We start from the raw sequence: 24,026 nt of genomic DNA, 5'->3' as shown, positions 1-24,026 counted from the left end.
CCTTTGCCAACTAGTAGTTTCAAAACAATGGCTCAAAACTAATGCTCGAAACTAATGCTCAAAACAATCGTTCTAGAAACTATTGCTCGAACAGGTTCTTATGAAGTGCACTCACAACTTGAGCCGCTTCAGATTCGGACACTAACACACAGAGATTGTGAGGGCTGGCCCCCTGACAGATCATTCTCACATTATGAGGCTCTAATACCTCAAATACCCGGCGACACACACCTGGAGTAGAAGCGATCTTGTTGCCTACAATAGCCACTAATGCCAAATCATCTTCGACTCTAACGCGACAATGCTGTGACAACTCTTGCAGCAGGGCTTCACTCAACAGGCCATTACCCGCGGAATCAGAACCCGTCTTATCTAGCGTCAATGAGACGTTCACTTCAGAGGTCGTGATCAAATCGACACTGATCTTGTGTCTTGCCAGAGTGGCAAATGTTTCAGCCAGGAAGCCTTGAGCATGAAGCATCTGCAGGCTATGGAGATTCAGTAATGTTTGATCACGACGAACCGCAACGGCCCGGTAAACCGGCTCATCTTCAACTTGATGACGGATCCAGGTCCCGCCTCTTTCTGGTTCACGACTGGAACCGACAAACACCTGAATCTTTTGCCTTACGGCCGGTAAAATTGTCGCAGGGTGCAACACCTTAGCACCGAAGGTTGCCATCTCAGCAGCCTCATTAAAGCTTATCTCAGCGATGGGGCTGGCTTTTGGTGCCAGGCGAGGATCGGTCGTGTATATCCCCGCCACATCGGTCCAGATTTCGACAGCGGTCGCTTTCAAGGCCTCAGCCAATAACGCTGCGGAGTAATCACTGCCACCCCGACCCAATGTTGTCGTACTCCCATTTTCATCACCGCCGATAAAACCTTGCGTCACTATTCGCTGCGAGCTTAGTAGTGGTGCTAAATGCTTAGCGGCGAGCTGGGCAACTTGCTCAATTTGAGGTTCTGCCCGGCCGAAGTGACTATCTGTTCGCATCACCTGACGGACATCGAACGCACTGGCCGCCTCCCCTTTTTCTCTGAGTACCGCAGCAAATAGAGCCGATGAACACTGCTCACCTTGGGCGAGTAACTCATCCATTGTCGCTTTGTTTCTATTTCGACTGAGCTCTTCGCTAAGCGATGAAATACGACTAAGCACGGTATCTAGTCTTGCGGCAACCTCTTGTGGACTGCCCAAAGCATCGAGTATTTGATATTGAATATGAGCAATTTTCTTAATGAGCTGCATCCGACGCTCATCACAGGTTTGCTCTTGGGTCAACTCAACCAGAAGATTGGTGACGCCACTTGAAGCGCTGACGACGACAAGGCGAGTATCGGGGTTAGCAAGAATAATATCGGCACAGCGACTCATCGCAGGATAATCTGCGACAGAGGTACCACCAAACTTAGCAACAATCAGGGACATGACTCGGCCTCCACACAAAGTAGACACAGGCCAGAAAAACAGGGATATAAAACTATCATTATTACGCTCCGAACATAATTCGTTCGAAGAGCCTGGTGCAAAGATTACGCACCCCAAGAAGGGAAATGACGATCATCACCAGAAGCTCTCCACCAATAAACAGGTGACAATCGATGGGATTCAGCCCAAATGACCGATATTGTATACGTCAAAATATATCAATATCTCGGCGCTAATCTCCCTCATAAGTCGTCATCAGAGTTTGGCCTCTTCAAACTTACTACCTAGTTAACGCTCCTCTTCTGTACCCAATTCCGAACACTTAAATAAGTGTCAGAAGAAGGAATATAAAAATTATCAAATTTTGACCAATTAAGTCAATAAATAAAGATGGCAAAGTGCCAATGATGATAAAAAATCATCCTCCGCATATAGATAGAAGCGATCTCAGATTAAAAAGAGGTGCTCTTAACCTTTAGTCAAAATCAGGCAGCTCGTTAACTAAACGTACCCGGGGTGAAAAAGGGCCGATCACCACCTCTTCTTGCTGTTTAGTTTTGGATAAAAGGCAGGGGACCAGTTGCAATTTATCATGCTCGACAAAATAGATCGCATTTTGATTAAATTGACAACCAAGTCGTATTGCTGATGCCTTATCTATCGAAACGGCCCAACTCTTCTCCATATGACAGCGATCGGCTGAGGCACCAATCATGGCACGATAGGGCCTATGCAATTGTTGAATTTCGAATTGAAGCCGTCTGTCGAGAAGACGATTTTGGCAGGCTGAGAGGATCTGCCCTTTTGGGTTATGTGCGGTAATTATTGCAAATGAAAGTTCAGAGGATAATGCTTGTGTAAAAAGAAACTCTGCTTCTTGATAGCATTGCCACTGGCTGTTTGACTCACTCATCTGGATCATGTTCCCCAATTTGATTCAGAAGATTATAGCAAATCCAATATATCTTCCCAGCGGCGTGACACAGGTCACACCACAATTTTTTACCGCACTCAACAAAATCAGCCACTTACAGCAGTCAGTGTGATTTAGATCATATCCACGGATAAATTTGTTAACATTTCATTTGTTAACAAATGCCTAAAACGAGTACAATAGTCTGTGTTGATTCGCTTACCATCACTAAAAGGTAAGAAGCTTTTTGTTACAAATAGATCTGACAGTGAACAAAGAGTTAGCCAGATTCCTGTATAAAATGTGAACTATATTGAGTTTCACATCTTAACTTCAAAAAAATTTAATTCTAGGGGAACTAATCTCCGCTATTGTTAATCGAAGTGGATACAGCTCGCGTTACATTTATTGAGATACGCATACTTTACTAATCATGGAAGCGTGTTGCTGTTTCAGGCCAGTTTTGAAAGCACCTACTAGAGCAGTAAATAGTCAACATGACAAGTTCGAGCGTCACTATCGCCAAGATATTACACGCTCATGGTTAGAACAGATTTGAACAAATTAGGTAAATTAATATGCAAAACCCGCACATTCTGATCGTTGAAGATGAAGCCGTTACCCGGAACACGCTAAGAAGTATTTTCGAGGCCGAAGGATATGTGGTAACTGAAGCCAATGATGGCGCAGAGATGCATAAAGCCATGCAGGAAAACAAAATCAACTTGGTTGTTATGGATATCAACCTTCCTGGTAAAAACGGTCTTTTGTTAGCACGTGAACTTCGTGAAATCAATAACATTGGTCTGATCTTCCTAACGGGTCGTGACAATGAAGTTGATAAGATTTTGGGTCTGGAGATTGGTGCTGATGATTACATCACTAAGCCATTCAACCCACGTGAGCTGACTATCCGTGCACGTAACCTGTTGACTCGCGTTAACAGCACTGGCGCCGAATCAGAAGAGAAGAGTGCCGTTGAGTACTATCGCTTCAACGGTTGGAGCCTTGAAATTAACAGCCGTTCTTTGGTTAGCCCACAAGGTGAATCTTACAAGCTGCCACGTAGCGAATTCCGCGCTATGCTGCACTTCGTTGAGAACCCAGGCAAGATCCTAAGCCGTGCCGACCTTCTGATGAAGATGACTGGTCGCGAGCTTAAGCCACATGACCGTACTGTCGATGTAACTATTCGTCGTATCCGTAAGCACTTTGAAAGCTTACCTGATACGCCAGAAATCATCGCAACGATCCACGGTGAAGGTTATCGTTTCTGCGGTAACCTAGAAGAAGCATAAAGGAATAAGCATAAAGCTAGCGCTTATCTTGCTATCCATTAAAAAAGCCAGTCTAACGACTGGCTTTTTTATGTCTGGAACATTTATGAAGATTTACCATGGACGGTATAAAATCTTCGTTGTGTCTGAAACATTTATGAAGTTCGAAATTCTAAGATCGAAAAAAACAAAGATGTCAGCCTTCGACCTATCGTTTCGCGGACGGCTTGCGCCTATTGGACGAGCTAGGCTCTAATCGGAAAAGATAAAGCTACAAGCATTCGACATAATCCCTTTCCTACAGCCAACAACGTTGGCATCGATTAACTCACGCAGTGAGTGTCATCTTAGATTCTACAGCCAGCAACGCTGGCGTCGATTAGCTCACGTAGTGAGCGTCCTGGGTCCTAGAGCCTAGAACCTAGAACCTAGACTCTTATTGACTCCCCCTACTTCAACTCTCTTTCCAGAAAGTTTGCCAGTGAGCGATACAGATGTGTTCTGACTTTTTCACCACGCATCGAGTGCTTAGAGCCGGGATAATCGATCATCTGAAATAACTTACCTTCATCCTGCAGCGCCTTGTAAACCTTAGTGCTGTTCTCAAAAAGCACGTTATCATCCGCCATGCCGTGGTACATCAACAGACCCGATTGATAATTCTTCACATAGGGAAGCACACTACTGGCTTCATAGCCCTTAGCATTCTTTTCAGGATGGCCAAGGTAGCGCTCGGTATAATGGGTGTCATAAAGCGCCCAGTCGGTCACCGGCGCACCAGAGATTGCCGCCTTAAAATAATCCGGAGCCTTAAATAACCCCATCAGAGCCATGTAACCACCGTAGCTATGTCCATAAAGCGCGATATTATCACCATCCACATAGGGCAGCGTTCTTAAGTAGTCCACACCAGCTTTTTGATCGTTAACTTCCGCCTCACCCAGATGTTTGTAGATAACATGTTCAAACCGGGTTCCGCGGTGAGCCGAGCCACGGTTATCGAGCTGGAATACCATAAAACCTTGCTGAAGCAGGTACTGAGTAAAGTAATCATGTTCGCTCCAACTGTTCACGACCAGCTGCGCGTGTGGGCCGCCATAGACACGTACTACGACAGGGTACTGCTTATCTTTATTGAAGTTTATCGGTTTAAACAGGCGATACTGAAGTGATTGACCATCTTCGGCCTTAACCTGCCCGAATTCAGGCACCTGCCACAATCCCAGATACTCATTGAGTGGGTGAGTCGAATCCAGCTTATTCTGTTCAACCCAAGCAAGATGTTGGCCCTTATCGCCGTGTAAACTGACTTGAGGAGGCTGCATCAGAGAGCTGAAATAATCCAGATATACAGCCTCTTTCTCGGCGAAAACCGGTGAGTGCATGCCGCGGCGTTGACTCACACCTTCAATTTCGCCACCCGTTAGGGCTACACGATAGAGATGTTGTTCAACGGCGGTATCTTTACGGCCGGTGAAATAGATCCAACCCCCTTTCTCGTCGACAAACTCAACACCATCGACAACCCAGCCGCCCGATGTCAGCTGCTTCTTCACTTCGCCATCTAAATTAATAAGATAAAGATGATTAAAACCATTACGCTCTGAGGCCCAGATAAAGCTCTCCTGCTGCTTCAGGAAGTGCAGATCATTGTTGAGATTTACCCAGGCATCACTTCGCTCTTCGACCAGATTTTTAGACGTGTCGGTTCGTTCGATATCAACCAGTCGAAGATCGAGTACCTGCTGATCACGGCTTTGCCACTGATATGAGAGGCGTTTACTATCGGGTAACCATTTCACCCTGGGCAGGTAGATATCCTGCTCTTTTCCAAGCTCGACCCAACTGACTTTTTTGCTGGTAAGTTTTACGATGCCTAATGAGATTTTAACGTTGTTCTTACCGGCATATGGGTAACGTTGCTCGGTCAGCTTGATGCCATCGGCATAGATCTCGTTACGCGTAACCAGTTCAACATCAGACTCATCGATTCGGGTATAGGCAATGGCGCTCTCGTCCGGCGACCACCAGTAGCCCGTCATGCGGTCCATCTCTTCCTGTGCCACGAACTCGGCCATGGCATTTTTAATCGCGCCACCACCGTCCGTTGTCATCTCCACCAGCGACATATCTTTCAACGTTAAGACAAATAGGTTTTGATCACGCACGAATGAGACATACTTCCCTTTGGGTGAGAGGCGAGCATCGGTAGCAAACCCATCGCCTGTAGGTAGAAGTGTCACCTTGTTATCGCTCAATGAGTAGTAATAAAGGACACCGGATGCTGGAATTAGTATTGCCTGACTATCATCAGACCAAAAATATTCCATGATCCCCTGGCCATAAATTCGTTGGCGTTCACGTCTCGCCTTCTCCTCATCGGAGAGCTCACCTATGGTTAACTTATCGGCATCGAGCAAGATAGATTGTTTTCCAGATTCGACATTCATCTGCCATAAGTCATAAAAATGCTGATTATCCTGACGTCCGGCTAAATAGGTGACCCTTTTACCATCGGGAGATAATTTCAGCCCTCGGGGACTCGTCCCCGCTAACGCCGGTGAGGCATACATACGCTCGATTGACAGGGGGGATTTACCCGCTTTCGAGAGTTTTTTCAGCATCTCACCCGTCACTATGCCTCGATTGACTTCAGCTTGAGATAGCTGATTCTGGCTTGCAATAACTTGGGTGGATAGAAGCATAGGCACCGCCATAAGAGCTGAGGTTATCCATTTTTTTGTCATTATTATTTCCTGGACTGAAATCTATCTTAGTAATACAGCCAACCATCACAACCACACGCTGGATGTTGTGATGATTGAACAAAAATATCGCCCGTCATTGTGCACTAAAGTCCGATAAAACAACAACAGTCGTTATTTGCCACACATTTGGGCCCAGGCTACGCTGAAAAAAGGTTCGATCTCAGGTATGATCCGCACAAATAAAAGTTTACCGACCTCAACTCGAACCTAAACTCGAAATTGTCATAGGAAATAACATGCAGACCTTGGCCCAAAACCTGACTTCACAAGGGGTAAATGCCTCTCTGACTCAGCTTATTCATACCTTAGCTAACACCTCCAAAGAGATCAGTCATGCCGTACGCCACGGCGCGCTTGCCGGTGTACTCGGTGCGACTGAGCAAGAAAATGTTCAAGGTGAGACACAGAAAAAACTCGACGTTATCACCAACGATATGCTCAAAGATGCGTTAAAGGGCGATGACACCGTTCGCGGTCTGGCATCGGAAGAGGAAGATTATATTGTCGAAGTCGGTGACAAAGGCGAGTATCTGGTCTGTTTCGACCCGCTCGACGGCTCATCGAACATAGATATTAACTCGTTAGTGGGCACTATTTTTTCGGTGCTTCCAGCCCCAACGGGTGAGCTATCCGAGTCCAGCTTCCTGCAAGCGGGTCGCCAACAAGTCGCTGCGGGTTATGTGCTTTATGGCCCATCGACAATGTTAGCGCTGACAACGGGCCAAGGTGTACAACTCTTCACCTTAAACCCAGAAACCAATGAATACTTGCTAACCACAGAAGCGATGAGCATCAGTAAAGATACGGGTGAGTTTGCCATCAATATGTCTAACCAGCGCTTCTGGGAAGCGCCTATGCAGACTTACATCAGCGATCTGCTGCTTGGCACTATTGGTCCGAGAGAGAAAGCCTTCAACATGCGCTGGATAGCGGCTATGGTTGGCGATGTTCACCGCGTCCTTTCACGTGGTGGTATCTTCACCTACCCGACAGACAATAAAAACCCGCAGAAGCCATACAAGCTAAGATTGATGTATGAAGCGAATCCTATGTCATTCCTAGTTGAACAAGCCGGTGGTAAGGCATCTACAGGCTATGAAACCATAATGGATATTCAGCCAAGTGAAATCCATCAGCGTGTGGCTGTCATCTTAGGTTCGGCTAACGAAGTCGACGCCTGCCTGAACTATCATGGTTTAGATTACAGCGAAGAGCCACAACTGTAGGTTGTAAGCTATAAGCAATAAGCTATAAGCTATAAGCTATAAGCTATAAGCAAAGTAACAAAAAAGGAGCCCGTTGTGGCTCCTTTTTTATGGCTAACTTATGACAATGATTAGCTCGCGTTAGCTTGCACTCGCATTAACTTGCATTAACTTGCATTAGTGCTCTCAAAGATCTTATCTGCTGAGGCTGCCACAAAGCCTGTGTAAAGCTCTCCGTCAGACTTAGGGTAGCGCAAGGCAAACTCATAGAAACAGCTTGGGATCTCTTTCTGAGTGTCTTTAAAGACTACTTCTATCTTATCTGCCATAGTCGAAGACTGTTCAAGCAAAACTTCTGCTGAGCCTTTGACCTCACCACCGGCAGAGTTAAGAACAAAGCCCCCCCTCTTAAGCGTTTCATTGACATCTAAAATGCTGCTGTATCCGGGCAGGTGATTAATTGATACCGTAAAGTGATTTGCACGGTAGCCGAATGCGGCTACCCAAGCAGCATATTCACTCTCTGCAAGTAAGGTTTCATAAGTGGTGTAATCCAGCTCCCAATGACGGCCAGAATAGAGGAAATTGTCGGCCGATGTGGCTGAATCCTCGATTTGAGCGACTAACCCTTTGATTATTGTCTGCAGCTCACCGCTAAACTCTTCAACAAGCAACTCAGAGATAAACACTTTTGGTTGAGTCGCATCGGGGTGTTCAAAGTGCTTGGCTTTAAGCTTCTTAGCTTCAAAATGATAATCGCCGCAATCAACATAACCTAAGGCTTCGAAGTGGGCAGACAATACCGCCAAATTAACCTTCTCAATATTAAACGTCCGCAGGGCAATATGGTCGTTAATAATGGTGTCGCCCTTGGACAAGAGCTGATGAACCTTAGCCGCTGACGGCGTCATTTCAACGTAATCATCCCAAAGGGATCCAAAAAGCTTGTTAATATCTGTGTGCATCAATTTCTTCCTTAACGGCATCGTGTCGCCTATCGCAAGTTGCGTGGGCAAAATCTTTTATTCTCTTCGCGAGAGGTCTTTTATTATTTTCACGAAAAGTGTTTTATTATTTTCACGAGATAGGTCTACTGAGAGTAGAGGTGTGTTCTTTCCTGTGTCTCTAAAAAAGCGGGAAATACCATAACGATATTTCCCACCTCATTTTTTATAGCTCAGTGCCCTATTACTTAAAGGCTCAAACCAGGACTCAAATTAGCGGGAAGGCTAACTTCATCGGCTTCGACAGAAGCAACCGGGTAAGCACAGTAGTCGGCAGCATAGAACGCGCTCGCTCTATGGTTACCCGATGCGCCTACGCCACCGAAGGGGGCTGCACCAGATGCGCCAGTGATCTGCTTATTCCAGTTAACAATCCCGGCACGAATACGCGCAAGGAAGTACTCATAGTCATCACGACTATCGGCGAGGATCCCGGCAGAGAGTCCATAGCGGGTATTGTTCGCTAACTTGATCGCCTCATCGAAATCGGTATAACGCACCACTTGCAGCAGAGGACCGAAGTACTCCTCATCAGGCAGTTCGATAACCTGAGACACATCAATTAACCCCGGAGATACCAGGCCAGTACCCTCTTCAATATGAGTCAGCTCGACTAATGAATGGCCACCGAGGTTAACCAGGTTACGTTGAGCCTCCACCATTCCCTTAGCGGCAGTTTCTGAGATCATCGCTCCCATAAACGGCTGTGGCTGAGCATTCCAGGCGCCAACCACAATACGCTTAACGGCATCGGTAAGTTGAGCCAACAGAGCATCGCCCTCTGCACCTTTCTCAACATACAAGCGACGCGCGCAGGTACAGCGTTGGCCTGAGGAGATGTAAGCCGACTGAATAATATCGTGTACAGCAGCCTTACTGTCTTTAACGCCTTTGATGATAAGAGGGTTATTTCCTCCCATCTCTAATGCCAGAATTTTTCCGGGCTCGCCGGCATACTGTTGATGCAAGATATGTCCGGTGCGAGAACTTCCGGTAAAAAACAGACCATCAATCTGGGGGTGAGATGCCAGCGCTTTTCCGGTTTCAACTTCGCCTTGAACCAGATTGATAACGCCGGCTGGTAGTCCAGCCTTCTCCCAAAGCTTCAACATCAACTCTGCGACTTTAGGCGTTAACTCAGATGGCTTGAAGACAACAGTGTTACCTGCAAGCAGTGCAGGCACAATATGTCCATTAGGCAGATGCCCGGGGAAGTTATAAGGGCCGAAAACGGCAACGACACCGTGAGGCTTATGACGAAGAACTGCACGTCCTGCTGGAGTATCATTTTCTGATGTTCCGGTGCGCTTATTGTAAGCCGCTACTGACAAGCCAATCTTGCCAATCATGGCACCGGCTTCGGTGGCTGTTTCCCACTGTGGCTTTCCGGTCTCCTGAGCGATAGTTTCGGCTATCTCAGCTTTATTTTCTTCTAACTGGGCACGGTAAGCTTCGACAATCGCAAGGCGAGCCTCAAAACCCAGCATGAACCAGTCAAACTGCACTTCACGTGCAGCTTCAACCGCGGTATTAACCTGCTCTGGCGTCGCGGTTTGGCTGTTCCAGATAACGTCATTATTTGCTGGGTTTTTTGAAGTCACTGCGTGACCTAGGCCGGCAACCCACTGGCCTTTAATAAATTGAGTCATATTTCTTCCTACAAAGCCAAAATGCGGATCTCGTCACCTTGCTCGAGCAATAAACCTGCTGCGAGTTCAGGAGAGATTGTCACTTCGTTACTACCTTCGGTCAGCAAAAGCATTCCTGAGGTGGCACGGTAATTAGCTAATTGAGTATTTGAGATAATAAAGTTGGTATCAGATTCAGGCGCATTGCCGATATTCACAGTCAATAAGCGGCTCTCTCTGACGGAACGAATATCGCTAAGATTACACTCAACTGTCGGACCACCATCGAAAATATCGACATATCCGCGACACCTGAACCCTTCGGCTTGCAGCAAGTTCAGTGCGGGACGGGTATTGGCGTGTACTTCACCGATGACTTTCTGGGCTTCTTCCGGTAATAAACAGACATACACGGCATTCTTAGGCATCATTTCGGCCATAAATGCTTTCTGTCCAAGCCCGGAAAGATAATCGGCCTCGACAAAGTCGATACCTAAGAAATGCTTCTGTAACCAATCATAAAATGGTGAGTTACCATTTTCATCACTCTCACCGCGCATCTCGGCAATCACAGTTTCACCGAATCGCTGTGCGTGCTGGGCTAAAAACAGAAAACGGCTACGGGATAACATTCTGCCGTTATTGTTCTTTCGATATGAACTACGCAAGAAAAGCGTACAAAGCTCAGCCGCTCCCGTGTAGTCGTGGCACAGGGTTAACGTTTCTACCTCATTTCTCACATCGATCTGTTCTGAGTAATAGACTTCTGTCCCCAATCGATAGTGATAGAAGGCATCTTCCATTCCAACGGCCGCTTCAAGTCCACATGTACCAACGACTTCGCCGGTATCTGTATCTTCAAGCACCATAAGATAACCTTCATCGAATGGCTTATCGACCTGCTTTTGAAATGAAGCTTCTACGCGGGCAATTTTTTTTCTTAGTAGATCTTCATTGACCGGCAATGATGTAAATCCGTGCCCGGATTCTTCTGCTATTTGATAAAGCGCTTCAAAGTCGCTAGATCGGATTGGACGTATAATTAACATCTCAGGATCTCCTCACTTTCACTTGTCGCTCAACGATCCCTATCCATTCTAAGACAAGCAGATCATCGTTAAGGTTCAAGTATTCCCAATGACAAAAAAAGAGTGCGTGATATTAATCAGCACTCTTTAAGTCATTTAGGCCGCTACGACTTTAGCAACAGCACGTTCAAAACGTGCTAAACCTTCGGCGATGTCGGCTTCAGGAATAACCAGTGAAGGAGTGAAACGAATGACATTTGCCCCTGCGATTAGGCTCATTAGGCCTTCGGCAGTACCAGCGACCAAGAACTCTTTAGCACGCCCCTGGTATTTATCATTGAGCACAGCACCAAGCAGTAGTCCCTGACCACGCACTTCAGAGAAAACACCATACTTATCGTTTATCTTATTTAGACCATCACGCAGTAACTGCTCACGTACTTTAACACCTTCCAATACCTCTGGAGTATTAACCACATCGAGTACGGCATTAGCGACGGCACACGCCAATGGATTACCACCATAGGTCGAACCATGAGTACCAATCTTAAGATGACCGGCAATCTCTTTAGTGGTTAACATAGCCGCTATCGGGAATCCACCGCCAAGTGCCTTAGCCGTAGTCAGTACGTCAGGGACAACATCTGAGCGCATGTAGGCATATAACTCACCCAAACGACCAACACCGGTTTGAACTTCATCGAATACAAGCAGGGCATTGTGCTTATCACACAAAGCACGAACTGCTTTGAGGAACTCAGGGTCAGCATCGATGATACCGCCTTCACCTTGAAGCGGCTCCATCATAATGGCGCAAGTCTTATCTGAGATCACGGCTTCGAGCGCGGCAATATCATTGAATGGTACGTGAGTAATGCTTTGTGGCTTAGGACCGAAGCCATCTGAGTATGCCGCTTGGCCACCGACACTAACTGTGAAGAAAGTACGACCATGGAACGCCTTATCGAAAGCGATGATTTGATCTTTCTCAACGCCAAACTTATCCATAGCATAACGACGAACCAGTTTAAGTGCCGCTTCGTTAGCCTCTGCACCTGAGTTAGCAAAGTACACTCGGTCTGCAAACGTAGCGTTAACCAGTTTTGTTGCAAGTTCAAGAGCGGGTTCATTAGTCATCACATTCGAAAGGTGCCATAGTTTCTCACCCTGCTCTTTCAATGCACCAACCAGTGCCGGATGACAGTGTCCTAAACAGTTCACTGCTATACCACCGGCAAAATCGATAAACTCATTACCCTCTTGATCCCAAACTCGGCTACCTTCTCCACGAACAGGAATTACAGCCGAAGGCGCATAGTTAGGCACCATCACTTCATCAAATTGGGCTCTTGTCAGGGTGTTGTTTACGCTCATACCTTCTCATCCTTTATTATTGTTAATGGCTCTGAAAGCCACTACTTCCCGCCTTTTATCATTATCAAAAGTCTTGATGGCGGTGATTATTTAGATTGCTTAAGTGACATTAATAACGAAAATGTGATCAAAATACCAGTTTCTTACACTCAAGTACGAGCATCGGTGCACATTTAATGCATAAAGAGTTGAGTTTAAGAATTATACAAGCGCTTATGGCGGGGGTTTTAAGCATAATTAGTCATAAAAAAAGTTATTCGAGACAAATACGGCTAAGTATGCACGGTATATGCATAGATAACCGAACAGAACAGCTGATGAGGGTGAGATTAACTACTTTTTAATAGAGTAATACCAATTGGTATAAACCTGACATAAACATCAATACCAAGCCGAAAGCCACTCACAAAAATGAAGAGGGCTTTTTATAAAATTAAGAAATGAAGATAAGGAAGCAACAAAGTTGGGGAGACCTTAAATGATATCTAACTTACGGTAATTTTGGCCTTTTAAACGAATGATTTCCTGTTCAGAGAGCTCATAATAATCGAACATTATACGTTTCTCTTGAGGGGTAATTTGTCGCATCTCCTCCAGCAAGACTATTTTGGCAAAACAGTTCGCTCGGGCCACCATCGCCGCCCCATCAGATAACTCTTTATAGCTCAGGTTATTATCAAGTTCGGCTAAAACTGTGGCCATTGCACTGTCTTCGAAATTCAATTGATAGAGCAGTTGCCAATTGAGCGCACTCCCATGCTGCAGTACTAATTGATATACTTTTTGGGCTGGAAATTCTGTTGCCACAACAGCATCATAAAGCTCTTTATCCCGACTGTCACTGGCTTCACGAAGCCACTCCCCCCAGATCTCCTCGAACAACTTAGCGCTGTTTTTTAGTACGACGGAAGCGCCCATCTGACTAAGCAACGTACAGGTATAAACAAATGAACCATCCATATCATGCAGCTTTGCTAATGCTTGGGCTGCTATCGCACTCACAACAGAATAACGCCATAATTTTCTGGTGGTCCACAACAGATTCGCATGGCCTGAGGGTAGCCAATTTCGAAGACAGAAATAGGGGACCAGTAATTTGAGATTTTCAACACCGATGAAGTTAAGCACCAGCTTAATATCGGTAACTTTAACATCGGAGCGTTGTGGCCTACGGTGTCTGAAAGAGGGGCTGTTGACAATATTAAGCAGATCTCTTGCAAGCCAAGCCTGTTCGGTTATAAGTGGGCTAAGACGATTAAGATCCAAATTTTTACGTTGCAAAAGCTCTAAAATAAGCAGTTGATTTTCGTTAATCCCCGAGTAGGTTAGTATCGAATCGGGCGAAGCTAACTGATGGCCTATGGCATTATTAACTGTGTTTATCAGTTGAGTGGAAACCTCTTCAAATACCTGTTTAGCCTGGATCTGCTTCGCTAATCTTTCCAGAATGGCTTCCCGCTCGATAGCAAGCTTACTCGCGTCAGCCTCAAGTTCGGCATCGAGCTCATCATACATAGATCCAGACTTTTGTTTACCAACAATGAGTTGTTGGTATAGCCTATGCTCAATCTCTATGACTTTCCCGGGTCTAACCCCCCCCGCTACCGATATCGCCACTGTCTACATATCTCCAATCGTTATCTATCACTATAATTTAGCATAATTTACCCTGAATCCACTGATTATGATGGAGTTTCAACTAAACGACTCAAAATTCTATAGCGAATCGAAGCAAAAACTATCATGTTATCCAACAAGCTCCATAAAAAAGGTCTCTAAACAGAGACCTTTTATTATTCCAACCGTTACTTATTTCAGCTCTTGCTCAAATAGTTTATAGATTCGACGGTATTCATCTAGCCAACTCGAAGGTTGCTTAAACCCGTGAGGCTCTACCGGGTAAATTGCTGTCTCGAACATCGGCTTCTCCAACTCAATTAAGCGCTGTACCAGACGAACACTATCCTGGAAGAAGACATTGTCATCTAATACGCCACTCATGATGAGTAGTGGTTTTTGCAGCCCCTGGGCATGCTCTATGGGTGAGCTTCGCTCATAGGCAATAGGATCTACATCAGGAGTGTTAAGTATGTTTGAGGTGTATGGTGCATTGTAGTGTGCCCAATCCGTCACAGGACGCAGTGCGGCACCAGCCTGGAAAAGCTCAGGCTCTGTAAACAGTGCCATAAAGGTCAAAAAGCCCCCATAGGAACCGCCATAGGTGCCGACTTTACTTGCATCAACATTAGTATGAGTGGCCATCCAGCTCACACCATCCTTCAAATCCTCAACTTCAGGGTGTCCCATATTGCGATACACTGCTGTACGCCAGTCACGTCCGTAGCCTTTAGAGCCGCGATAATCCATGTCCAGAACCACGTAACCTTGCTGAGTTAACAGGTTATGGAACATAAACTCTCTGAAGTACCCAGAGAAGCCGTAATGAGCATTTTGCAGATAGCCTGCACCATGGTTGAAGATCACCGCAGGATACTTCTCACCTCGACTCTTATCATACCCTTGCGGGAGGTAGACTCTGGCATAAATATCCTCGGCGCCATGGCTCGAAGGTACAGCAACCACTTTAGGAGCTTGCCACTGATACTTCTTAAAGGCGTCACTGGTGTATGAAGTCAGTTGCTTAATAGCACCACCGATTGGCAGAATAAATAACTCTCCAGGCTCAGTTCGACGAGACGCGTTGAGTAGCAGACTTTTTCCATCAGGGCTCAAAGTATAATCGAGTTGTCCATCCCACTGGGTTAATTGCTCATCTTTACCTGTTTTAACAGAGACCCGATAAACGTTATCTATACCAGGATGCTGCTTATTAGCCTTGTAGTAGATAAATTGAGCCTTAGGACCTAAGGTGATGTCACTTACGACGAATTTACCCTGTGTGAGTGGCTCGGCTTGTTTACCCGCTTGCTTAACATAGATATGTGAATAGCCGGTTTCCTCGGAGAGATAATAGAGGTTATTAGTTTCAGGCAACCAACCAAACTGATTGAAGTTATAGTTAACCCAAGCTTCATCATGCAGCCTGTGTTGGGTCTTCATGGATCCCTTCTCTAGATCCAGTGTCGCTATCCAGCGATCTTTATTGTCGACAGCTTCGAGCATGATAGCGACCCGATTGGCAGACTCCTGCCATTGAACGGCACTTTGAGACCATCCCCAATCCTGCATCAGTTGGATCTTACGAGGTGACTTTTCACTCTTATAAGTGTCGCCCGCTAACTTGGCATTTTCAGACTTAACCCCAGACAGGACATCTTCATCGAAACCTTCAAGACCTTCGATAGTGATATCCTTTAAACTATGAGTTTGAAGGTCGAGTAATACTAAGCGCTCCCCGGGTGGGTTATCTTCGGCAACACGAGCCCTTGCCGGGACGGCATCGACATAACCATCTTTCCCCAGATAATTGGGCATGATGTCATGTTCACTTCGCCAACTGTAATCCTTATCAATTAATGACAAGAGCAGGTAACGACCGTCGGGTGAGAGGCTCAAGTCTGACACCGTCTCTTTATCCCCCAAGTACCAAACTTTAGCGGCAAGCGTTGGATCTAACTGGCTAAGTTCATTCTGATGCTCTTCTCTCTTCTTAGCATTCTCTTGCTGCATCGCAACATACTGGATCAATCTATGTTGCTGTTTGGCGATATAGCTGGTCGGAGCCTCTACGCCTTTAGGCTTAACAGCCATCTTGATGCTTGCCAGTTGCTCAAACATACCCGAGTCTTGATGAATACGAAAAACGGTGTCTCCCTGCCAGAAGGCAATATCACCATTAGTTAAAAATCGTACTCCATCTACATTGTCATTCTGCCTCGTAAGCTGAATAATCTGCCCCGTAGCTAACTCTTTTACGAAGAGGTTACCCTGGTATATGTAGGCTTTTCGGCTTCTGTTCTTGTCAAAGACTCCGGACTCTTGATCTGCATGATGCAATTGGTTCAAATTTAGCTGTGTCGCCTGAGCGGCAGCCACATCCTGGCGATAATATTCTTTTATTGGTGCGCCATGCGCTTGCCTCGTAAAGAAGATAGTCTGGCTGTCATCTCCCCAATACGCGCCCTTAGCCAGTACTCCCATCCAGTCGGGGTTAGCCATAATCTGATTCAGGGTCAAGTTTTCTCCAACCTGAGGAGGTGCAGTCAGTTCGGCTTGAACCTTAGTATGCATATCTTGCTTTTGTACAGCTGAATGATTTTCACTGCTCGCACAGCCACCCAATATAGCTATCGCAATTAAACTAAGACCAGAATTACGTATCAGTCCTGTCATTTCCCTTCCTTTATTGTTTTTCAACGAACGTCAGTACCGCTGACTCGGGCAAGGCTCGTTGGTATTATTTTGCGGATATTTATATCACAAATGGAATGGTGTTGAGTTAGGAATATTTATAAAACTTGTAACAGAGGTTTAAAACAGGACTGGGCTGTAAGACTACTATTGCTCAAAGTAATCAAACCTTCCTGCCCTGAAACATCCACGACTAAAGCCATTCTTACATGGGAAGTGTCTAACTAATGCGATAACCAGTGCCGCCAGCACTCAGGAAGTTTTGCAAAAGCTCATGGCCTTGCTCGGTAAGCACTGACTCAGGATGAAACTGCACCCCATATATAGGCAAAGTCTTATGTCTCATGGCCATTATCTCCATACCGTGAACCGGATCGTCATACCAGGCATCCAGCTTAAACTGCTCGGGCACAGAATCTACCAGCAAGGAGTGATAACGAGTCACTGTCAGTGGATTGTTAAGCTTAGAAAATAGCCCATTACCCAGATGTTCTATAGCACTCGTTTTACCATGCATGACCCGCTTCGCTCGGATCACGTTCGCGCCAAAAACTTGCGCGATAGCTTGGTGTCCCAAGCAGACACCCAATATAGGTAGTTTGCCGGCAAAATATTCTATAGCTGACAATGAAATACCCACTTCATTAGGGCTACAGGGACCAGGAGAGATGACTAAGTGAGTCGGTTTCAACGATGCAATCTGTTCAATAGTGATCTCATCATTACGCTTAACAACGACCTCTTGACCTAGTTGCTGAAAATACTGCACTAGATTAAAGGTAAACGAGTCGTAATTATCGATCATCAAGAGCATAGAGGGTCCGATATCCTATAGATGAAATATGCCATTCTAATTGGCCGCAGATGCTACCACAGTGCGAAGCCATGATCACCTTACCCGATAAACCTTGAGTGCTCTTAGCCTATAACCTAAGGATGAGATACTGCAGGCATAAAAAAGCCAGTCATTGACTGGCTAATTTTTTGAGGCTAAGAAACTACTTAACCAATGTGAGATGACCTCGACGCTTAGGTTCTGGTGCTTGAGGAGCTTCTTCTGTCAGCACGGGCTCTTCTTCCGTTGCTTCTTCAACAACGGTTAACCCAGCTTCAACAGACTCATCTTCAAGTTGATATGCTTCTTCCATATCGAAAACAGTACCAGCACCATTTTCTCTGGCATAGATAGCAACAATTGCAGCCATTGGCAGAACAACTTGCTGAGGAACACCACCAAAACGGGCACTGAACTCAATAAAATCGTGTCCAATCTGTAGGTTACCTACAGCCGAAGCGGTAATATTAAGTACAATTTGACCATCTTTCACATATTGTTGTGGAACCTGAGTACCCGGAACATAGGCGTCGACGACGACATGTGGCGTTAACTCATTATCCATCAACCAGTCATAATATGCTTGCAGCAAGTAAGGACGGTTCGGGGTCATAGGTTTCATTAGATACCCATGCGCATTTCGCGCTCGGTCTCAGTTAAAGATGCTTTAAATGACTCACGATCGAACAAGCGTGTCATGTAGGCCTTAACTTCTTTAGCTGTACGCATATCGAGTTCGATACCGAGTACAGGTAAACGCCAAAGCAGTGGACCAAGATAGCAATCGGCCAATCCAAACTCTTCGGCCATAAAGTATGGCATCTCAGAGAATACCGGAGCGATAGCGGTTAGGCTCTCTTTAAGCTCTTTACGAGCTTCATCGGCACGGTCACCACTCCTGATACGATCGACTAATGAGTACCAATCAGTTTCGATACGGTTCATCATTAAACGGGTACGACCACGAGATACCGGATAAACGGGCATAAGAGGCGGATGCGGAAAACGCTCGTCCAAGTACTCCATGATGATACGAGAGTTATAAAGCACTAACTCACGGTCAACTAGTGTAGGCACTGTGTTATAAGGGTTTAGTTCGATTAAATCTTCAGGCATCTCACTTGGATCAACCTGTAGCACATCAACAGTCACCCCCTTTTCAGCCAAGACGATACGAACTTGGTGACTATAGAGATCATCTGCACCTGAATACAGGGTCATGATTGAGCGTTTATTGGCAGCAACAGCCATTGATACCCTCCGGGACTAAAAAGTCAAAAGCAAAAAAACAAAAAGCAAACGAGGGGCAAAGCCCCCCGTTTACAATATGCGGATAATACATTCTAACCTTTAAAGGGGTTAGTGTACATCTTTCCAGTACTCTTTCTTCAACAGATAAGCGATGACGAAGAAGATAAACAGAAAGCCCATCACCCACCAACCTAAGCTTTCACGCTCAAGTTTTACTGGGTCCCCTGAGTAAACCAGGAATCCGGTGATATCACGTACAACTTGATCATACTCTTCGGCAGATAGTTTACCGCCAGTGGCGACTGTCGTGCCATCTTCCTGTTTTACAGGAAGTCCTTGCAGATGTTCGAGAACATGAGGCATACCCACTGCAGGAAAGACTGTATTGTTGACACCAAAAGGACGACTCTCATCTTTATAAAAGCCCTTCAAGTAAGTGTAAACCCAGTCTTCTCCACGAACTCGTGCAACTAAAGTCAGATCCGGTGGCGCTGCGCCAAACCATTTAGCCGCATCGGCTTCCGGTATCGCGTTTTGCATCAAATCGCCAGGCTTAGCATTTTCATCGAACATATACTTGCTACGCATATCATCGATAGAGATGTCTAAATCGTCGGCAACACGGCTATAACGCTGATACTGAGTACTATGACAACCAGCACAGTTGTGTTGAAACAGATCAACACCACGCTGCAAAGACTCTTTGTCGTTTAGATCGACGTTAGCACTCTCTAAGTGTACGTGTGAACCACCGGCAGCAAATGCTAGAGATGGAACTAAGGTAACTAATGCAATAAGTAATTTTTTCATTAGTGAGTCAACCTCTCTGGAACAGGCTTAGTCTTCTCGTTCTTACTGTAAATCCAAAGCAGTAAGAAGAAACCGAAGTAAGTCAGAGTAAAGATACGCGCAGCGATTGTCAGTGCAGGTGTCGCAGGGACAGCACCTAAATAACCCAAGACAACAAATGACACGGCAAATTGACCGATATTCAACTTATGGATCATGCTACGGTAACGAACGGACTTAACCTTACAGCGGTCTAACCAGGGCAGTACAAACAGAACTGCAATCGCAAGTCCCATACCTACGACACCTAACAACTTATCAGGGATCGCACGCAAAATGGCGTAGAAAGGTGTGAAGTACCAGACTGGTGCAATATGCTCAGGCGTCTTCATTGGATTGGCCGCTTCAAAGTTCGGCTTCTCAAGGAAGTATCCACCACCTTCCGGCATAAAGAACAGGACATAACAGAAGACAATCAGGAAGCCTGCGACACCCATGATATCTTTAACTGTGTAGTAAGGATGGAATGGAATACCATCTTTAGGCCAGCCATTCTCGTCTTTATTTTTCTTAATCTCGATACCGTCAGGGTTGTTTGAACCCACTTCATGTAATGCGATTAAGTGTAAGAAGACCAATACAACCAGAACCAGCGGCAATGCGATGACGTGCAAGGCAAAGAAACGGTTCAGTGTCGCACCGGAGACGACGAAGTCACCACGGATCCACAAGGTTAAATCATCACCTATGACAGGTATAGCACCAAAGAGTGAGATAATGACCTGTGCGCCCCAGTAAGACATCTGTCCCCAAGGTAGCAGGTAACCCATAAAGGCTTCCGCCATCAACACTAGGAAGATAAGCATACCGAATAGCCAGAGTAGCTCTCTGGGCTTCTGGTAAGATCCGTAGATTAAACCACGGAACATGTGTAGATAGATAACGACAAAAAATGCCGAGGCACCGGTAGAGTGCATATAACGCAACAACCAACCGTACTCAACATCACGCATAATATATTCAATCGATGCAAACGCACCTTCGGCCGTTGGCACATAGTTCATTGTCAGCCAGATACCTGTTAGTAACTGGTTAACCAGTACCAACATAGCTAATGAGCCAAAGAAATACCAAAAGTTAAAGTTAGTCGGCGTCGCATAGTGACCAATATGACGGTTATAGGTCGCCGTCATAGGAATGCGAGCATCAATCCAATCAACAATATTCTTAACCATTAGACTGCTCCCTGATCAACACCGATGATGACATTGCCATCGTCGATATACTGGTGAGGTGGAACAACTAAGTTCAATGGTGCCGGAACCCCTTGGAATACTCGACCGGCCATATCAAACTTGGAACCATGACATGGGCAGAAGAAACCGGAAGGCACACCCTCAACCTGCTCACCAAAGGTGTCAGGCAGATAGGTAGGAGAACAACCTAAGTGAGTACACAAACCTACGGCAATAAAGTACTCAGGATTGATAGAGCGAACAGCGTTTTGTGCATAAGCAGGCTGTTGCTCTTCTGCTGATGCTGGATCGCGTAATTGATCATCAAGAGTGGCGAGATTTTTCAGGATCTCTTCAGTACGACGTACAACCCATACAGGCTTTCCACGCCATTCTACACGGATCAATTGACCCGGCTCTACTTTACTAATATTTACTTCAACCGGCGCACCTGCAGCTTTCGCTTTGGCACTCGGATTCCATGACTTTATAAAAGGAACCGCTACAGCGACGGCACCTACACCACCTACTACGGCAGTGGCTGCGGTCAGAAATCTGCGACGTCCGGTATCGACTGGCGCATTGCTCATCCACTTATCTCCAGAGAGTGTTGGAATTTTTGTTTTAAATTATTTTTCGAATATAGGGCTTTAACCCAAAACTCAAAAACGAAACTTGAGGCGGGGCTCATTATACCCAAAAATTTGAGCTTGATCATAGTAAAACCATAAACAAAGTTAACTAAGATAGAAAAAGCCCCATTCCAGCTCAAAAAACATGCGAACTTATATAGAATTCAAACAAAAATAACTCAGGTAAAGTATAGAAACAGCAATAACATTCATCACTAAATTAGTTAGTTACGGGTTGCAAGCAAAAAAAAGCCCGACAATAGTCGGGCTTTTAACTCAAATGGAATTATTTACCTTGAGAGCTCTTCATATATTTGAAGAATTCGCTATCAGGCTCTAACACCATAACATTCGAATCACCACTGAAACTTTCTTTGTAAGCTTCAAGGCTTCGTATAAAGCTATAAAACTCAGGATCCTTATTGTAAGCATCGGCGTAAACTTTAGCTGCCGTAGCATCACCTTCACCTCGAACTTCCAATGCTTTACGTTGTGCATCGGCAATCTGAATAGTCACAGAAGCATCCGTTTTAGCACGAATGATCTCTGACTGCTCCATACCTTGTGCTCTATGCTCTTTCGCTACAGCGGTACGTTCGGCACGCATACGCTGATAGATACTCGAACTTACGTTTGCAGGCAAGTTGATCTGTTTCACACGAACATCGACGACTTCAATACCCAGATCCGCAGCACTTTCAGATGCGTTCTTCAGTGCATCTTGTTGTAACTCGTCACGGCTTCCGGAAACGATCTCTTTGATCGTACGGCGACCAAACTCGGTACGAAGGTCGTTATTGATCTTACGCTGAAGTAGAGACTCGGCATTGGCTTTAATACCGCCATTAGTCGACAGATAATACTTTTCGTGATCAAGAATTCGCCACTTCACATAAGAATCAACCATAAGGTCTTTCTTCTCAGAGGTGACAAATCTATCAGCAGCACCATCCATCGTCTGGATACGCGAGTCAAGGAACTTAATCTTATCGATCATAGGCAACTTGAGGTGCAGACCAGGTTCATAGATGCGAGTCACGCCATCATCTTTTAAAATCTTACCGAATCGTGAAACAATCGCTCTCTCACCTTCGTTAACAATCAAAATAGATGACAGAAACACAGCAACAAGTACCGCAGCAATAATCGCAGTTAATCTACCCATTCTTAATTCCTCCCCTGGCGAGTTCTATCACTACGAGATGAACGTGAATCATTCGGCATACTGTTCTGCCCAACAACATCATTTGAAGTGTTCATCGATTGATTAGAACTAACCTTACGAGGTTTAGTGTCAGATTGACCGCTTTGCATCAACTTATCCAAAGGCAGATACATCATATTGCCACTACTCTTTGAGTCGACCAGCACCTTATTGGTATCTTTTAACACTGTCTGCATAGCATCCAGATAGAGTCGTTCACGTGTCACTTCAGGTGCAGCTGTATATTGAGGAAGTAAAAGTTCAAAGCTTGCAACTTTACCTTTCGCCTCTAATATTTCGCGTTCTTTATATGCGTTAGCCTGCTGCTCCATTCTTTGAACCTGACCACGAGCCTTAGGTTCAATTGCACGGGCATAAGCCTCAGCTTCACGAATAAAACGCTGCTCATCTTCCTGTGCTGAAATTGCATCATCGAATGCATCCTTCACCTCTTCAGGTGGACGTGCAGGCAAGAAGTTAACGTCAACGATGTTAATACCTAACTGATAAGGTTCGATAATACGCTCGACCTCTTCCCAGGTATCACGGCGGATCTGATCACGACCAGTCGTTAAGATGTCATCCATTTTGTTATGGCCGACAACGTAACGCAACGCACTGTCTGTTGCTTCACGCAAACTTGCATTAGCATCAACAGCACTGAACAGGAAGCGGTATGCATCAACAACACGATACTGAACATCGAGTTCAACTAAAACCACATTCTCATCAGCCGTCAACATGCTTCCAGAAGCAGGAATTGAGCGAACAGTGCTCACATTCACCGGATAAACTTCATCGATGAAGGTCGCTTTCCATTGTAAGCCAGGTTCGACTTCACCAATGTACTCACCGAACCTCAAGGCAACACCTCTCTCTGCTTCCTTGACGGTATAGAAACCCGAAAGCCCCCATACTACAAGTGCGATGCCCAAGACAATGACAAGGCCAAATGAGCTGACTCCAGGTCCTGACCCACTGCCTTTTCCACCACCAAAGCGTTTCGAGATATTACGAAAAACTTCATCTAGATCTGGTGGTCCCTTATCGTTACCGTTTTTATTTCCCCAAGGGTCTTTTCCCTTGTTACCGGGCTCGTTCCAAGCCATTTAGCACTCCATAGGTACGTGAAATAATGAG

The 24,026-nt window shown here is 45.5% G+C and carries 19 protein-coding genes and 1 riboswitch; of the genes, 2 read left to right on the top strand and 17 right to left on the bottom strand.

Annotation, left to right across the window (positions count from 1 at the left end):
• Positions 1-79 precede the first annotated feature (79 nt).
• Positions 80-1,432 carry a lysine-sensitive aspartokinase 3 gene (gene lysC / locus SSED_RS04220; RefSeq protein WP_012141164.1) on the bottom strand — a complete coding sequence of 451 codons (1,353 nt, stop codon included), beginning with the start codon at positions 1,430-1,432 and terminating at the stop codon, positions 80-82.
• A gap of 134 nt (positions 1,433-1,566) precedes the next feature.
• Positions 1,567-1,742, bottom strand: a riboswitch (Lysine riboswitch).
• Between the two features lie 165 nt (positions 1,743-1,907).
• Positions 1,908-2,345, bottom strand: a complete 438-nt coding sequence (locus SSED_RS04210) for a DUF3293 domain-containing protein (RefSeq protein ID WP_012141163.1) — start codon at positions 2,343-2,345, stop codon at positions 1,908-1,910.
• A gap of 578 nt (positions 2,346-2,923) precedes the next feature.
• On the opposite strand from SSED_RS04210, the gene arcA reads away from it, so the two are divergent.
• Positions 2,924-3,643 carry a two-component system response regulator ArcA gene (arcA, locus tag SSED_RS04205; protein WP_012141162.1) on the top strand — a complete coding sequence of 240 codons (720 nt, stop codon included), beginning with the start codon at positions 2,924-2,926 and terminating at the stop codon, positions 3,641-3,643.
• 428 nt (positions 3,644-4,071) lie between these two features.
• Here the strand turns inward: arcA and SSED_RS04200 are convergent, their stop codons facing one another.
• A complete protein-coding gene (locus tag SSED_RS04200) occupies positions 4,072-6,369 on the bottom strand; it encodes a S9 family peptidase (protein WP_012141161.1) in 2,298 nt (765 codons plus the stop codon).
• 257 nt (positions 6,370-6,626) lie between these two features.
• On the opposite strand from SSED_RS04200, the gene SSED_RS04195 reads away from it, so the two are divergent.
• Positions 6,627-7,616, top strand: a complete 990-nt coding sequence (locus SSED_RS04195) for a class 1 fructose-bisphosphatase (RefSeq protein ID WP_012141160.1) — start codon at positions 6,627-6,629, stop codon at positions 7,614-7,616.
• Positions 7,617-7,762: 146 nt separating this feature from the next.
• Here the strand turns inward: SSED_RS04195 and SSED_RS04190 are convergent, their stop codons facing one another.
• The 14 genes from SSED_RS04190 to hflK all read right to left on the bottom strand — a co-directional run bounded on the left by SSED_RS04190 (position 7,763) and on the right by hflK (position 23,995).
• Entirely contained in the window at positions 7,763-8,560 is a 798-nt protein-coding gene (locus SSED_RS04190; RefSeq protein WP_012141159.1) for a DUF1338 domain-containing protein, read from the bottom strand.
• 227 nt (positions 8,561-8,787) lie between these two features.
• Positions 8,788-10,248 (bottom strand): succinylglutamate-semialdehyde dehydrogenase, encoded by a 1,461-nt coding sequence (gene astD / locus SSED_RS04185; RefSeq protein ID WP_012141158.1) that lies wholly within the window; start codon positions 10,246-10,248, stop codon positions 8,788-8,790.
• An 8-nt stretch (positions 10,249-10,256) separates the two neighbouring features.
• Entirely contained in the window at positions 10,257-11,276 is a 1,020-nt protein-coding gene (gene astA, locus SSED_RS04180; protein ID WP_012141157.1) for an arginine N-succinyltransferase, read from the bottom strand.
• A gap of 135 nt (positions 11,277-11,411) precedes the next feature.
• A complete protein-coding gene (locus SSED_RS04175; RefSeq protein WP_012141156.1) occupies positions 11,412-12,629 on the bottom strand; it encodes an aspartate aminotransferase family protein in 1,218 nt (405 codons plus the stop codon).
• A gap of 474 nt (positions 12,630-13,103) precedes the next feature.
• The gene (locus SSED_RS04170) at positions 13,104-14,246 is read right to left on the bottom strand and encodes an HDOD domain-containing protein (RefSeq protein ID WP_012141155.1); all 1,143 of its coding nucleotides are present in this window, start codon (positions 14,244-14,246) and stop codon (positions 13,104-13,106) included.
• A 192-nt stretch (positions 14,247-14,438) separates the two neighbouring features.
• Positions 14,439-16,922, bottom strand: a complete 2,484-nt coding sequence (locus SSED_RS04165) for a S9 family peptidase (RefSeq protein ID WP_012141154.1) — start codon at positions 16,920-16,922, stop codon at positions 14,439-14,441.
• A gap of 238 nt (positions 16,923-17,160) precedes the next feature.
• Positions 17,161-17,754: an anthranilate synthase component II gene (locus tag SSED_RS04160; protein ID WP_012141153.1), complete on the bottom strand. Its 594-nt coding sequence runs from the start codon at positions 17,752-17,754 to the stop codon at positions 17,161-17,163.
• 184 nt (positions 17,755-17,938) lie between these two features.
• The gene (locus tag SSED_RS04155) at positions 17,939-18,397 is read right to left on the bottom strand and encodes a ClpXP protease specificity-enhancing factor (protein WP_012141152.1); all 459 of its coding nucleotides are present in this window, start codon (positions 18,395-18,397) and stop codon (positions 17,939-17,941) included.
• On the bottom strand, positions 18,397-19,026 hold the full coding sequence (gene sspA / locus SSED_RS04150) for a stringent starvation protein SspA (RefSeq protein WP_012141151.1): 630 nt from the start codon (positions 19,024-19,026) through the stop codon (positions 18,397-18,399). Before sspA ends, SSED_RS04155 begins: the two co-directional genes overlap by 1 nt.
• A gap of 108 nt (positions 19,027-19,134) precedes the next feature.
• The gene (locus SSED_RS04145) at positions 19,135-19,836 is read right to left on the bottom strand and encodes a cytochrome c1 (protein ID WP_012141150.1); all 702 of its coding nucleotides are present in this window, start codon (positions 19,834-19,836) and stop codon (positions 19,135-19,137) included.
• The gene (locus SSED_RS04140; protein ID WP_012141149.1) at positions 19,836-21,050 is read right to left on the bottom strand and encodes a cytochrome b; all 1,215 of its coding nucleotides are present in this window, start codon (positions 21,048-21,050) and stop codon (positions 19,836-19,838) included. Before SSED_RS04140 ends, SSED_RS04145 begins: the two co-directional genes overlap by 1 nt.
• Positions 21,050-21,640, bottom strand: a complete 591-nt coding sequence (petA, locus tag SSED_RS04135; protein ID WP_012141148.1) for a ubiquinol-cytochrome c reductase iron-sulfur subunit — start codon at positions 21,638-21,640, stop codon at positions 21,050-21,052. Before petA ends, SSED_RS04140 begins: the two co-directional genes overlap by 1 nt.
• A gap of 328 nt (positions 21,641-21,968) precedes the next feature.
• The gene (hflC, locus tag SSED_RS04130; protein ID WP_012141147.1) at positions 21,969-22,847 is read right to left on the bottom strand and encodes a protease modulator HflC; all 879 of its coding nucleotides are present in this window, start codon (positions 22,845-22,847) and stop codon (positions 21,969-21,971) included.
• A 2-nt stretch (positions 22,848-22,849) separates the two neighbouring features.
• A complete protein-coding gene (gene hflK / locus SSED_RS04125; protein WP_012141146.1) occupies positions 22,850-23,995 on the bottom strand; it encodes an FtsH protease activity modulator HflK in 1,146 nt (381 codons plus the stop codon).
• Positions 23,996-24,026: the final 31 nt, after the last annotated feature.

The sequence above is a fragment of the Shewanella sediminis HAW-EB3 genome (genome assembly GCF_000018025.1).
GTDB classification, from domain to species: Bacteria; Pseudomonadota; Gammaproteobacteria; order Enterobacterales; family Shewanellaceae; genus Shewanella; species Shewanella sediminis.
The sequence above is the reverse complement of the archived record's forward strand: the minus strand, read 5'-3'. Positions and strand labels throughout refer to the sequence as shown.